General features: G+C 69.3%; 12 protein-coding genes and 1 riboswitch. All 12 genes read left to right on the top strand.

Features of this window, described 5'->3' with window-relative positions; genetic code table 11:
- Window positions 1-40: 40 nt before the first annotated feature.
- The 12 genes from ABAZ39_RS15370 to ABAZ39_RS15315 all read left to right on the top strand — a co-directional run bounded on the left by ABAZ39_RS15370 (window position 41) and on the right by ABAZ39_RS15315 (window position 12,396).
- A complete protein-coding gene (locus tag ABAZ39_RS15370; RefSeq protein ID WP_051658147.1) occupies window positions 41-646 on the top strand; it encodes a biotin/lipoate--protein ligase family protein in 606 nt (201 codons plus the stop codon).
- Complete coding sequence (locus ABAZ39_RS15365; RefSeq protein ID WP_040133897.1) at window positions 643-1,167, top strand: DUF3305 domain-containing protein; 525 nt, start codon at window positions 643-645, stop codon at window positions 1,165-1,167. The genes ABAZ39_RS15370 and ABAZ39_RS15365 overlap by 4 nt, the downstream gene beginning before the upstream one ends.
- A complete protein-coding gene (locus ABAZ39_RS15360) occupies window positions 1,160-1,723 on the top strand; it encodes a DUF3306 domain-containing protein (protein ID WP_051658146.1) in 564 nt (187 codons plus the stop codon). Before ABAZ39_RS15365 ends, ABAZ39_RS15360 begins: the two co-directional genes overlap by 8 nt.
- Window positions 1,724-1,856: 133 nt before the next feature.
- Window positions 1,857-2,537 (top strand): TorD/DmsD family molecular chaperone, encoded by a 681-nt coding sequence (locus ABAZ39_RS15355; RefSeq protein ID WP_040133896.1) that lies wholly within the window; start codon window positions 1,857-1,859, stop codon window positions 2,535-2,537.
- On the top strand, window positions 2,527-2,742 hold the full coding sequence (locus tag ABAZ39_RS15350) for a twin-arginine translocation signal domain-containing protein (RefSeq protein WP_040133895.1): 216 nt from the start codon (window positions 2,527-2,529) through the stop codon (window positions 2,740-2,742). The genes ABAZ39_RS15355 and ABAZ39_RS15350 overlap by 11 nt, the downstream gene beginning before the upstream one ends.
- A 28-nt stretch (window positions 2,743-2,770) precedes the next feature.
- Complete coding sequence (locus ABAZ39_RS15345; protein WP_040133894.1) at window positions 2,771-5,704, top strand: formate dehydrogenase subunit alpha; 2,934 nt, start codon at window positions 2,771-2,773, stop codon at window positions 5,702-5,704.
- Between the two features lie 25 nt (window positions 5,705-5,729).
- A complete protein-coding gene (gene fdh3B, locus ABAZ39_RS15340) occupies window positions 5,730-6,365 on the top strand; it encodes a formate dehydrogenase FDH3 subunit beta (protein WP_040133893.1) in 636 nt (211 codons plus the stop codon).
- Between the two features lie 69 nt (window positions 6,366-6,434).
- Window positions 6,435-7,439, top strand: a complete 1,005-nt coding sequence (locus ABAZ39_RS15335) for a formate dehydrogenase subunit gamma (RefSeq protein WP_051658145.1) — start codon at window positions 6,435-6,437, stop codon at window positions 7,437-7,439.
- Window positions 7,440-7,513: 74 nt separating this feature from the next.
- Entirely contained in the window at window positions 7,514-8,797 is a 1,284-nt protein-coding gene (locus ABAZ39_RS15330; RefSeq protein WP_040133892.1) for an acetylornithine deacetylase/succinyl-diaminopimelate desuccinylase family protein, read from the top strand.
- Between the two features lie 45 nt (window positions 8,798-8,842).
- Window positions 8,843-9,418, top strand: a complete 576-nt coding sequence (locus ABAZ39_RS15325; RefSeq protein WP_040133891.1) for a class I SAM-dependent methyltransferase — start codon at window positions 8,843-8,845, stop codon at window positions 9,416-9,418.
- 232 nt (window positions 9,419-9,650) lie between these two features.
- Window positions 9,651-9,780, top strand: a riboswitch (TPP riboswitch).
- 76 nt (window positions 9,781-9,856) lie between these two features.
- The gene (locus ABAZ39_RS15320; RefSeq protein WP_040135234.1) at window positions 9,857-10,948 is read left to right on the top strand and encodes a LuxE/PaaK family acyltransferase; all 1,092 of its coding nucleotides are present in this window, start codon (window positions 9,857-9,859) and stop codon (window positions 10,946-10,948) included.
- The gene (locus ABAZ39_RS15315; RefSeq protein WP_040133890.1) at window positions 10,933-12,396 is read left to right on the top strand and encodes an acyl-CoA reductase; all 1,464 of its coding nucleotides are present in this window, start codon (window positions 10,933-10,935) and stop codon (window positions 12,394-12,396) included. The genes ABAZ39_RS15320 and ABAZ39_RS15315 overlap by 16 nt, the downstream gene beginning before the upstream one ends.

The following is a 12,396-nucleotide window of genomic DNA, read 5'->3' as shown; positions in this document are numbered from 1 at the left end:
GCGTTGGCACCAACCCTCCCGTTCGCGCGTTATCAGGGGCATGGACCCGACCGACGCCCCGACTCTGCCGCCCATCTTCCAGCCCTGGCCCGCCGAGGCGGGTGGCCCCTTCGCCACCGCCTGCCGCTTCGCCGCGGAGGGGGCGGCACCCGGCACGCTCGTCCACAGCGGCCGGCGCGACCGGCTGGACGTGGCGGTGGTGCTGGTCCCCGACCGGCCGGACGCGGGGGACGGCCTCGCCGCCGTCACCCTGGTCGCGCTGGCCGACGCGCTGGAGGCGCTGGGGCCGCCGAACCAGAGTATCCGCTTCGACGGCGCGGGCCGCCTGCTGCTGAACGGTGCGGTGGCCGGCGGGGTGACCGTCGCGCTCGGGCCCGGCGCCGAGGACGGGCTTCCCGCCTGGGCCGTGGTCGGGGCGGAGCTGGAGGTTCTGGGCGACCCCGACGACCCCGACCCGGGGCGCCACCCCGACCGCACGGCGCTGCGCGAGGAGGGCTTCGGCGACACCGACGCCGTGGCGGTGCTGGAGAGCTTCACCCGGCATTTCCTGACCTGGATCGACCGCTGGATGGACGCGGGGTTCGAGCCGGTGCGGAGGGTCTGGGAACGGCGGCTGATCCCCACGGCACGGGAGACGCGGTCATGACCGGACAGGCCGAACGGCGCGGCGTCGGGATCACGGTGGAGCGCCAGCGCATCGACAACCCGTGGGTGGACGCCCGCTGGCGCGTCACCGGCGCCCTGCCGGCGCTGCCCGACCGCGCGCCCTGGACCGTGCTGGCGCAGGATGGCGAGCGCACCGGCTATTACGCGGGCGCTGCGGAGATCGTGCTCCATCCCGGCGAGACGGAGAATTACGTCGAGAATCTGAAGGGCGGCCACCCGATGCTCTACGTCATCCTGCGCCGCTGCGCGGAGGAGCCGGGGCTGCGGCTGCTCGCCGTCACCGTCGATCCCGGCGAGGTCGACGCCCATTCCGACGCGGGCGACGACCTGATCGAAGCGATTCCACTGCCGCCCGACCTCGCGGCGTGGATGCGCGATTTCGTGGCCCGCCACCACACCGAACGGCCCTTCTACAAGCGCCAGCGCGACCGCGCCGACCCGGAGGCGATGGCCCGCCGTTCCCCGGTTGCTCAATCTGGAAAGGATCAGCGCCATGGATGACGGGTCGGAAGGCTTCCTGTCCCGCTGGTCGCGGCGCAAGCAGGAGGCGCGCACGGCGCCCGTCGAGGTCCCCGAACCGCCGGAGGAGCGGGACGCGGCGGAGGAACCGCAGGCCATCGCCGCTCCGCCTCCGGAACCCTTCGATCCGGAAAGCCTGCCGCCGGTGGAGAGCCTGGGTGCGGACAGCGACTACACCGGCTTCCTCGCCAGCAACGTCCCGCAGGAGCTGAAACGGCTGGCCCTGCGCAAGGCCTGGACCAGCGACCCGGTGATCGCGGGCTTCCGCGGCTTCGCCGAGTATGACTGGGACTGCAACGCCCCCGGCTACGGCAAGCTGCTCGACACCGACCGCATCGCCGATCTGCTGGACCGCATCGCCACCGACGAGAAGCCGCCGGAGGAGGAGAAGCCGGAAGAGGTGGTGGTTGCTGACATGGATAAGTCTGAGGAAAGCGAGGGCCTTGCCCCCACCCCGGCCCTCCCCCGCTGCGCAGGGGAGGGAGATGATCGCGAAGTGGCGGCAGTCCCCTCCCCTGCGAAAGCGGGGGAGGGTTAGGGAGGGGCAGCACCGAGGTGCGAAGGCAACCCCACCACCCCGCCCGGACTGCGCAACCTTTGGGCATTCCCGCTGTTGTCGCTGATGAGCCGGACCTTAACCGGCCACGGGAAAGGCGAAGCGGGGCAAGGGCATGGCGGAAACGGCCATCATCGACGACGCGGATCGGCTGCGGGCGCAGGCGTACGGCCTGCTGGCCCATCTCTTGGCGCGTCCGCCGTCGCGCGACTTGCTGGCCACGGTCGGCGCTCTGACCGGGGATGGTTCGCCGCTGGGCCGGGCCATCAGCGATCTGGCCGTACGTGCGCGTACGCTCGCCGGCGCCCCGGACGGCGAACACCGGGCCGAGCGCGAGTATCATGAGCTGTTCCTCGGGGTGACGCGGGGCGAGCTGGTTCCCTTCGCCTCCTACTACCGCACCGGCTTCCTGATCGACCGGCCGCTGGCCCGCCTGCGCGAGGACATGCAGGCGCTGGGCATCGAGCGCGCTCCCGGCGTCAGCGAGCCCGAGGACCACATCGCCGCCATCGCCGAGATCATGGGCGCGCTGGCCGCCGGGACCATCGGCACGGCGGACGGCGAGCCGGACCTGCCGCTCCAGAAGCGCTTCTTCGAGCGCCACCTCGCTCCCTGGGCGGGCCGCTTCTTCCAGGATTTGGAGGAGGCGTCGGCGGCGCATCTCTACCGGCCCCTGGGCACCTTCGGGCGGCTGTTCCTGGACATCGAGACCAACGCCTTCGCGATGATCGCGCCCGCCCCTCCGGGCGCGCCGCGCGGGGCCGACCAGCGGGAGGGCACGATCCATGCGCCGTGACGACAACCCGAAAGCCGGCAAGGCCGGACTGGAACGCCGCAGCCTGCTGAAGGGCCTCGGGCTCGGTGCGGCGGGTGCCGCTACCGCGGCCGCGGCCCTGCGCGCCGCCCCGGCGGAAGCGATGGAATCGCGGCAGGAGCAGGTGAAGTCCCGCTACCGCGAAACCGAACACGTGAAGCGTTTCTACGCGCTGAACCGACTCTGACCGCGACTTTGATCCAGAGGGCCGCCCCATGCTCGTCAAGCGCAACGCCGGAACCGCCGCCACCCGCGCCTCCCTGTCCCGCCGCCTGAACGGATTGTCGGCCAACGGACTGTCCGCGGGCACCGCCGGGCTGGGAGAAACCGTCGACCGCCGCGGCTTCCTGAAGACCTCCGGCCTCGCTGCCGGGGGCATGGCGGCGCTGGGCGCGCTGCCCGCCGCGATGATCCAGAAGGCCGAGGCCGGGCCGACCCTGCCCAACGTCGAGGTCGTCACCCGCAAGAACGTCTGCACCCACTGCTCCGTCGGCTGCACGGTGATCGCGGAGGTGCAGAACGGCGTCTGGACCGGGCAGGAACCGGGCTGGGAGAGCCCGATCAGCCAGGGCGCGCACTGCGCCAAGGGCGCCTCGGTGCGCGAGCTGACCAAGGGCGAGCGGCGGGTGAAATACCCGATGAAGCTGGTGGACGGCCAGTGGCAGCGCATCTCCTGGGATCAGGCCATCGAGGAGATCGGGACCAAGCTGCTGGAGATCCGCCAGCAGTCCGGGCCGGACGCCACCTTCTGGCTGGGCTCCGCCAAATTCTCCAACGAGGGCGCCTATCTCTTCCGCAAGCTGGCGGCCTTCTGGGGAACCAACAACGTCGATCATCAGGCGCGCATCTGCCACAGCACCACGGTCGCCGGGGTGGCGAACACCTGGGGCTACGGCGCCATGACCAACAGCTACAACGACATCCAGAATTCCAAGGCGCTGCTGATCATCGGCGGCAATCCGGCGGAGGCGCATCCCGTCTCGCTGCCCCACATGCTGCGCGGCAAGGAGCACAACCGCGCGCCCTTCATCGTCATCGACCCGCGCTTCACCCGCACCGCCGCCCACGCCACCGACTATGTGCGCATCCGCCCCGGCACCGACATTCCGGTCACCTGGGGCATCCTCTGGCACATCTTCGAGAACGGCTGGGAGGACAAGGAATACATCCGCCAGCGCGTCTACGGCATGGACGAGATCCGCGCCGAGGTGAAGAAGTGGGACCCCGCCACGGTGGAGCGGGTCAGCGGCGTGCCCGGCGAGCAGCTTTACCGCGTGGCGGAGGCGCTGGCGAAGAACCGGCCGTCCACCGTCATCTGGTGCATGGGCATCACCCAGAAGACCACCGGCACCGCCAACGTCCGCGCCCTGTCGATCCTGCAACTGGCGCTCGGCAACATCGGGGTGGCCGGCGGCGGCGCCAACATCTACCGCGGCCACTGCAACGTGCAGGGCGCCACCGACTTCGGCCTCGACGTCTCCACGCTGCCCTCCTACTACGGGCTGGCCGAGGGGGCGTGGAAGCATTTCTGCCGCGTCTGGGACGTCGACTACGACTGGATGAAGGCCCGCTTCGCCTCCAAGGAGCTGATGGAGGCCAAGGGCATCCCGACCACCCGCTGGTTCGACGGCGTCACCTACAAGCCGGAGGAAATCCAGCAGCCGTCGCCGCTGAAGGCGATGGTCGTCTTCGGGCACGGCGGCAACACCGTCACCCGCATGCCGGAGATGCTGAAGGGGCTGGAGCAGCTGTCCCTGCTGGTCATCGCCGACCCGCACCCGACCACCTTCGCCGCCTTCAAGGAACGCCGGAACGGCACCTACATCCTGCCGGCCTGCACCCAGTTCGAGACGGACGGCTCGCGCACCTGCTCCAACCGGTCGATGCAGTGGGGCGAGAAGGTCGTGGAGCCGATCTTCGAGTCCAAGGACGACTACACCATCATCTATCTGCTGGCTCGCAAGTTCGGCTTCGCCGACGAGATGTTCAAGCACATCACGGTGGAGGAGACCCGCCCGGTGCCCGAGGACATCCTGCGCGAGATCAACCGCGGCTGCCTGTCCACCGGCTACACCGGCCAGTCGCCGGAGCGGCTGAAGATGCACATGAAGCATCAGGCCGATTTCGACAAGATCACCATGCAGGCGACCAGCGGCCCGCTGAAGGGCGAGTATTACGGCCTGCCCTGGCCCTGCTGGGGCCATCCGGAGCTTCGCCACCCCGGCTGCGCCGTGCTCTACGACACCTCCAAGCATGTGATGGAGGGCGGCGGCGTCTTCCGCGCCCGCTTCGGGGTGGAGCGCAACGGCGTCAGCTTGCTCGCCGACGGCTCCTATTCCAAGGGGTCGGAGATCGAGGACGGCTATCCCGAATTCACCATGGCGATGTTGAAGAAGCTGGGCTGGGACAAGGACCTGACGGCGGAGGAGATGCGCGTCATCCAGGCCATCGGCGGCGACAAGGTGGACGAGGTGAGCTGGCAGACCGACCTGTCCATGGGCATCATCCGCGTCGCGCTGAAGCATGGATGCTCGCCGCACGGCAACGCCAAGGCCCGCGCCGTCGCCTGGAACCTGCCCGACCCGGTGCCGCTGCACCGCGAGCCGATCTATTCGCCGCGGCCGGAGCTGGTGAAGGAGTATCCGGCGATCGAGGATCGACGCGACTACCGCCTGCCGCAGCTCGCCCGCTCGCTCCAGTTCAAGATCGCGGACAGCGACATCCGCCAGCGCTTCCCCTTCATCCTGACCTCCGGACGGCTGGTCGAGTATGAGGGCGGCGGCGAGGAGACCCGCTCCAACCCCTGGCTGGCCGAGCTGCAACAGACGATGTTCGTGGAGATCAATCCCAAGGACGCCGAGCGTCTGGGCATCCGCGACGGCGGCATGGTCTGGGTCTACGGGCCGGAGGACAGCTCCAAGGCGCGGATGCGCGCGCTGGTGACCGAACGCATCGGCACCGGCACGGTCTTCATGCCCTTCCACTTCTCCGGCTACTGGCAGGGCAACAGCCTGCGGGAGAACTACCCGCCCGGCACCGATCCCATCGTCCTGGGCGAACCGGCCAACGGGGTGACGACCTACGGCTACGACCCCATGACCTTCATGCAGGAAACCAAGGTGACGCTGTGCCGCGTCGAACCGGCCTGACGCGCCGCAAGGAGGACACACGACCATGGCCCGCATGAAATTCCTGTGCGACGCGGAACGCTGCATCGAGTGCAACGCCTGCGTCACCGCCTGCAAGAACGAGCACGACATCCCCTGGGGCATCAACCGCCGCCGCGTCATCACGCTGAAGGACGGCGTGCCCGGCGAACGGTCGATCTCCATGGCCTGCATGCATTGCAACGACCCACCCTGCGCGGCGGTCTGCCCGGTGGACTGCTTCTACCAGACGGCGGACGGGGTGGTGCTGCACTCGAAGGACCTGTGCATCGGCTGCGGCTACTGCTTCTACGCCTGTCCTTTCGGCGCGCCGCAGTACCCGCAGGCGACCAACTTCGGCGGGCGCGGCAAGATGGACAAATGCACCTTCTGCGCCGGCGGTCCGGAACCGGACAACTCGTTGGAGGAGTATCAGAAATACGGCGCCAACCGGCTGGCCGAGGGCAAGCTGCCGCTCTGTGCGGAGATGTGTTCCACCCGCGCGCTGATGGCCGGTGACGGCGACGTCCTGGCCGACATCTACAAGGAGCGGACGGTGCGCCGCGGTTACGGCTCCGGCGCCTGGGGCTGGACCACCGCCTACCGCGAGAACGACCGTGGCAACGCCTTCAGCCCGGGCCGCGAGGGCACCGGCGGGAGCTGAGCGGGTGGGGGCAAGCGTCCCCCGATCAAGCACCCCGCAAAGCGCATACTCTCTAGGGAAGGACGCGACATGACGAAGCTCCTGCGCCCCCTGCTGGTCCTGTTCGTTCTGCTGCTCGCCGCACCGGCGGTGCAGGCGCAGTTCTACCAGACGCCGGGGCCGAACTCGCCGACCTCGAAGGACGAGGTGCAGCTCTACCAGACGCCGGACGGCAAGCTCTCCGGGCGGGTCAGCATCCCCGACGAAAAGCTGGGCGTCCTGGTTCAGCCGGAAGGGCGGGAATGGCGCGAGTTCCGCATGGTCTGGCTGAAGATCATCGCCGGCGCGCTGATCCTGGGGCCGATCGCGGTGCTGGCGATCTTCTACCTGATCCGCGGCACCATCCGCATCCACGGCGGCCGGTCGGGGCGTCCGGTGCCGCGCTTCAGCGGCATGGACCGCTTCGCCCACTGGACCACGGCGGTCAGCTTCCTGCTGATGGCGCTGACCGGGCTGATCCTGACCTTCGGGCGCATGCTGCTGATCCCGCTGATCGGCCACCCCAACTTCACGATGCTGGCCGAGGCCAGCAAGTACATGCACAATTTCTTCAGCGTGCCCTTCGTCCTCGGGCTGGTGATGATCTTCGTGCTGTGGGTGCGCGACAACATCCCGGAGAAGGCCGATCTGGTCTGGCTGAAGACGCTGGGCGGCGTGCTGAGCAAGTCCGGCGAGCATCCCGAGGCCGGGCGCTTCAATGCCGGCCAGAAGGGCGTCTTCTGGGCGGTGGTGTTCGGCGGCTTCGCGCTGTCGCTCACCGGCTTCCTGCTGATGATGCCCTTCGCCGTCACCGGGATCGGCGGCATGCAGATCCTGCATGTGGCGCACGGGGTGGTGGCCGCGCTGATGATCGCGCTGATCATCGGGCACATCTACATCGGCACCATCGGCATGGAGGGCGCCTTCGACGCCATGGGCCGCGGCGTGGTGGACGAGAACTGGGCCAAGGACCATCACCGCCGCTGGTACGAGGAGCAGCTCCGCAACGGCCGCACCAACGAGGACGGGCGGCTGCGGCATCATGCGGCGGAGTGAGGCGCGGAACCTCTCGACAGGCGCGCCGGCATGACCGATCCTTCCGCGCAACGAAGTGTGCGTAGGGGGGAGGCATGCCGCTCGACCACCGGGAGTCGCTGTTCCGCCGCATCGCGGAGCGGCGCGACGAGCTTGTCGCGCTGACCCGCGACCTGATCCGCATCCCGACCGTGAACCCGCCCGGCGACGTCTACACCGACTGCGCAGAATTCCTCGGGCGGCGGCTGGCCGGGCGCGGCTTCGCCGTGGAGTATGTGCGGGCGGATGGGGCGCCGGGCGACAGCGACCGCTACCCGCGCACCAACGTGATCGCCCGCATCGAAGGGCGCGAGCCCGGCCCCTGCGTGCATTTCAACGGCCACATCGACGTGGTGCCCGCCGGCCAAGGCTGGACGGTCGATCCCTTCGAAGGCGTCGTGAAGGATGGGCGCGTCTACGGCCGTGGCGCCTGCGACATGAAGGGCGGGATCGCCGCCTCCATCATCGCCGTTGAAGCGATATTGGAGGCGGGCATCCCCTTCCCCGGTGCCCTGGAAATCTCCGGCACGGTGGACGAGGAGTCCGGCGGCTACGGCGGGGTCGGGCACTTGGCGAAGCTCGGCTACTTTTCCCGCCCGCGGGTCGACCACGTCATCATCCCCGAGCCGCTGAACGTCGACCGCGTGTGCATCGGCCACCGCGGCGTCTGGTGGGCGGAGATCGAGACGAAGGGTCGCGTCGCCCACGGCTCCATGCCCTTCCTCGGCAACTGCGCGGTGCGCCACATGGGCGCCGTGCTGCACCGGATCGAGACGGAGCTGATCCCCCGGCTGGCCGCCAAGCGCACCGCCATGCCGGTGGTCCCGGAGGGGGCGCGGCAGTCCACCCTGAACATCAACGCCATCCACGGCGGCCAGCCGGAGGATCATGGCGGCCTGCCCAGCCCGATGGTGCCCGACCGCTGCCGCATGGTCATCGACCGCCGCTATTTGATCGAGGAGGACCCGGAGGAGGTGCGGGCGGAGATCGTCGGCATTCTGGAGGGTCTGCGCCGCGAGCGCCCCGGCTTCGACTACGAGCTGCGCGAGGTGCTGGCCTTCCTGCCCACCCTGACCGACGCCGACGCGCCGGTGGTGCGGGCGGTGGGGGCGGCCATCGAGACGGTGCTGGGCCGTCCGGCGGCGCAGGTGGTGTCCCCCGGCACCTATGATCAGAAGCACATCGCGCGGGTCGGGCATCTGAAGGACTGCATCGCCTACGGCCCCGGCATCCTCGACCTCGCCCACCAGCCGGACGAGTATGTGGACATCGACGACATGGTCCATTCCGCGCAGGTGATGGCGATGGCCGCCCTGTCGCTGTTGCGGCGGGAGGTGTAGGGTCGCGTTCGTGGCAACAACAACGGCTGGCGGGAAGCGCGCGCGATGTCGGACCTCAAGCTCAACCTTGGCTGCGGCGACACGCGGCTTGCCGGTTACGTGAACGTGGACAAGTACGGCACCTTTGGGCCGGACATCGTGGCCGACCTGGAGGTCGTGCCCTGGCCGTTCGAGGAGAGCAGCGTCGCCGACGTCCAGCTCATCCACGCGCTGGAGCATATGGGCCAGACGACCGAGGGCTTCCTGAACATCATGAAGGAGCTGTACCGCGTCTGCCGCCACGGCGCGCGGATCACCATCAAGGTGCCGCACCCGCGCAGCGAGGGCTATCTCGGCGACCCGACCCACGTCCGCCCGATCACGCCCAACGTGCTGAGCCTGTTCTCGATGGAGGAGAACCGGAAATTCATCGAGCGCGGCTGGCCTAACACCCGGCTGGCCATGCATCTGAACGTCGATTTCCGTACGCTGTCGATCACCTACGCCCCGACTCCGCGCTGGCACCACAAGCTGGCGTCCGGAGAAGTCACGAACCAGGAGGTGATGGAGGCGATGGAGAGCCAGAACAACGTCATCGACGAGATCGCCATGGTCTTGGAGGTGGTGAAGGCCGCCGCCTGAACCCGACCTCCCTGAACCAGGGCAATCGCATTTGACTTTCATAGCCCTCTCCCCCTGGGGAGAGGGTGGCCCGAGGGGCCGGTGAGGGGGTTGCGCGTGGCGGTACGTCCGGCACAAGCGCAACCCCCTCACCCTAACCCTCTCCCCGGAGGGGAGAGGGGATTTCAAATGCGATCACCCTACCCTCGAACCCGACCTCCTTGACGGGCGGGGGCCGGTCCCTTAGCTTGCAAAGTGTTCCCTGGGGGGCCTCGCTAGGAGGCTGAGACTCCGCCGGTCCGGCGCTTTCATCCGGACAACGCGGTGACCCATCGAACCTGATCCGGGTCATACCGGCGTAGGGACGGGACTGAAGGGCGGCACGGCGTACCCCCATTCCATCCAGACACCGCTTGTCCCGGCAACAGTTTGTTGGCGCTGCAAAAGGTGTGTCCGGACGTGACCGAAGCCCGACTTGTCGAAGAGCTGCTGGCCTTCATCGCCGCCGGAGAGGCGGACGAAGAGGCGTTCAACCGCATGGCGCTGGCCGTCTTCGCCCACCAGTTCGAGACCAACGCCCCCTACCGCCGCTTCGCCACCCAGCGGGCGCGCACCCTGCGCACGGTGAAGAGCTGGCGCGACGTGCCCGCCGTGCCGATCAGCGCCTTCAAGGACCTGACGCTGAGCGGACGCCCGCCGGAGGAGTGCCCGCACGTCTTCATGACCAGCGGCACCACCAAGGGCGTGCGCGGCAAGAGCCACCATCCGACGCTGGCGGTCTACGACCGCTCGATGACCGTCAATTTCCGCCGCCGCTTCATGGGTGACTTTGAACGGCTGCGCATGGGCATCCTGTTCCCGACCGAGCAGGCGATGCCCAACTCCTCGCTCGCCCATTATCTGGCGCTGGCGAAAAGCGAATTCGGGACGGCGGAGAGCCGCTATTTCGTCTCCGACGCCGGGCTGGACGTGGACGGGGCCATCGACGCGCTGTCCCGCGCCGAGGCGACCGGTGAACCCTACGCCCTGCTGGGGGCGAGCTTCAGCGTCGTGCATCTGATGGACGCGCTGGCCGAGCGGGGGCGGAGCTTCGCCCTGCCGGCGGGCAGCCGCATCCTCGACACCGGCGGCTTCAAGGGCCAGTCGCGCGAGATGGCGGCGGAGGAGTTCTATGGCCGTCTGTCCGCCACCTTCGGCGTGCCGCGCCGGCTGTGCATCAACATGTACGGCATGACCGAGCTGAGCACCCAGTTTTACGACGACGGCAACGAGGCCTGCCCGTCGGTGAAGTCCGGCCCGCACTGGATCCGCAGCCGGGTCATCAACCCGCTGACCGGGCAGGAGGTGCCGCACGGCAGCGTCGGCGTTCTGGTCCATCACGATCTGGCCCATTTCAACTGCGCCTCGGCCATCCTGACCGAGGATGCGGGGGTGGAGGTGGACGGCGGCTTCCAGCTTCTCGGCCGGGCGGACGGGGCGGATGCCAAGGGCTGCTCCATGGCGGTCGAGGACTTCCTCAAAGCGGCGCGGGCCCAATGGCCGTTGGCTTGATGGAGCGCGCCGGGCATCTGCCGGGGTTGTCCGCCGACGCGGTGGACTGGCGGACGCTGACCTTCCGGCGCGGCGCCGAGACGCTCGACGTGGCGGTGCCGGTGCTGAGCGAGGCACAGGTCGCTGAATTGGCAACGCGGGTGCGGACGAACGCGCGGACCTATTTGAGAAGCCGCACCGTCGCGGAGATCGCCGCCGCCATCGACCGCGCCGTCGCCCGGCTGCTCGACCGCGACGACCCGTGGCGGCAAAGGGCGGAACGGCTGCTGCCTCTGGTCACCGGCTACGACGCGGAGATGGTCCGGCTGGGGCTAACCGGCTATCTGAAAACCTTCCGCGGGCCGGAGCTTCGGAAGTTCATCGCCGAGGATTTCGCCAACCCGGCGGTGCTCGACGATTTCCAGCCGATGCCCAAGGGCGGCTTCGCCCGCGCCTTCGGGCCGGAACTGCTGCTGCATGTCTGGGCGGGCAACGTGCCGGGCCTGCCGCTGTGGAGCCTGATTTCCGGCCTGCTGGTCAAGGCCGGAACGGTCGGCAAGCTGCCGAGCGCCGAGCCACTGTTCGCCGGCTGGTTCGCGCAGATCCTGGCGGAGATCGACCCGGAGCTGGCCGACTGCATCGCCATCGTCTGGTGGAAGGGCGGCGATGAGGCGGCGGAGCGCGCGTGGCTGGGCCGCGCCGACACGGTGGTCGCCTATGGCGGCAACGACGCGCTGGAGGCCATCCGGGCGCGGGTGCCGATCACCGCGCGCTTCCTGCCCTACGGCCACAAGATCAGCTTCGGCATGGTCGCCCGCTCCGCGCTCGACGCCGGGAAGGCGGGGGCGGTGGCGCGGCAGGCGGCCTACGACGTGGCGCGCTACGACCAGCAGGGCTGCTACTCGCCCCAGACTTTTTTCGTAGAACGCGGCGGGCGGGTGTCGCCGCGCGAATTCGCCAGCTATCTGGCGCACGAGCTGGACGCGCTGGGCAGCAAGTTCCCGCGCCGCCCGCTGTCGATGGGCGAGGCGGGCAGCGTCGCGTCCTGGCGCAACGCGGAGGAGACGAAGGGCTTTGCCGACGCCAGCCGCGCCCTGCTCGGCGATCCGGCGGGAAGCTGGGCGGTCGCCTACACCGACGCGGCGGACGGCCTGAGTCCTTGCGGGCTGAACCGCACGGTGACGGTGGTGGCGGTGGACCGGCTGGCCGACGCGGTGCCGGGGCTGGCGCCCTACCGCGCCTTCCTCCAGACCGTGGGCATCGCCGCCGCGCCGGAAGAGCTGTTCGCGCTCGCCGGGGCGCTGGGGGCCGTGGGGGTGACGCGCCTCTGCGCCCTCGGCCGCATGACCGCGCCGGAAGCGGGCTGGCACCATGACGGGCGGTTCAACCTGCTGGACCTCGTCACCATGACCGAGATCGAAGGCTCGGCGGAACGGGCGGCAGACATCTTCGCCCCCTACACGGATTGA

The organism is Azospirillum argentinense (assembly GCF_000632475.1).
GTDB classification, from domain to species: domain Bacteria; phylum Pseudomonadota; class Alphaproteobacteria; order Azospirillales; family Azospirillaceae; genus Azospirillum; species Azospirillum baldaniorum.
This window is presented reverse-complemented; position numbering and strand designations above follow the sequence as displayed.

Excerpts from the sequence above, each read along its gene's own strand:
- ABAZ39_RS15370 (WP_051658147.1), top strand. The coding sequence starts at position 41 with ATGGACCCGACCGACGCCCCGACTCTGCCGCCCATCTTCCAGCCCTGG.
- ABAZ39_RS15365 (WP_040133897.1), top strand. The coding sequence starts at position 643 with ATGACCGGACAGGCCGAACGGCGCGGCGTCGGGATCACGGTGGAGCGC.
- ABAZ39_RS15360 (WP_051658146.1), top strand. The coding sequence starts at position 1,160 with ATGGATGACGGGTCGGAAGGCTTCCTGTCCCGCTGGTCGCGGCGCAAG.
- ABAZ39_RS15355 (WP_040133896.1), top strand. The coding sequence starts at position 1,857 with ATGGCGGAAACGGCCATCATCGACGACGCGGATCGGCTGCGGGCGCAG.
- ABAZ39_RS15350 (WP_040133895.1), top strand. The coding sequence starts at position 2,527 with ATGCGCCGTGACGACAACCCGAAAGCCGGCAAGGCCGGACTGGAACGC.
- ABAZ39_RS15345 (WP_040133894.1), top strand. The coding sequence starts at position 2,771 with ATGCTCGTCAAGCGCAACGCCGGAACCGCCGCCACCCGCGCCTCCCTG.
- fdh3B (WP_040133893.1), top strand. The coding sequence starts at position 5,730 with ATGGCCCGCATGAAATTCCTGTGCGACGCGGAACGCTGCATCGAGTGC.
- ABAZ39_RS15335 (WP_051658145.1), top strand. The coding sequence starts at position 6,435 with ATGACGAAGCTCCTGCGCCCCCTGCTGGTCCTGTTCGTTCTGCTGCTC.
- ABAZ39_RS15330 (WP_040133892.1), top strand. The coding sequence starts at position 7,514 with ATGCCGCTCGACCACCGGGAGTCGCTGTTCCGCCGCATCGCGGAGCGG.
- ABAZ39_RS15325 (WP_040133891.1), top strand. The coding sequence starts at position 8,843 with ATGTCGGACCTCAAGCTCAACCTTGGCTGCGGCGACACGCGGCTTGCC.
- ABAZ39_RS15315 (WP_040133890.1), top strand. The coding sequence starts at position 10,933 with ATGGCCGTTGGCTTGATGGAGCGCGCCGGGCATCTGCCGGGGTTGTCC.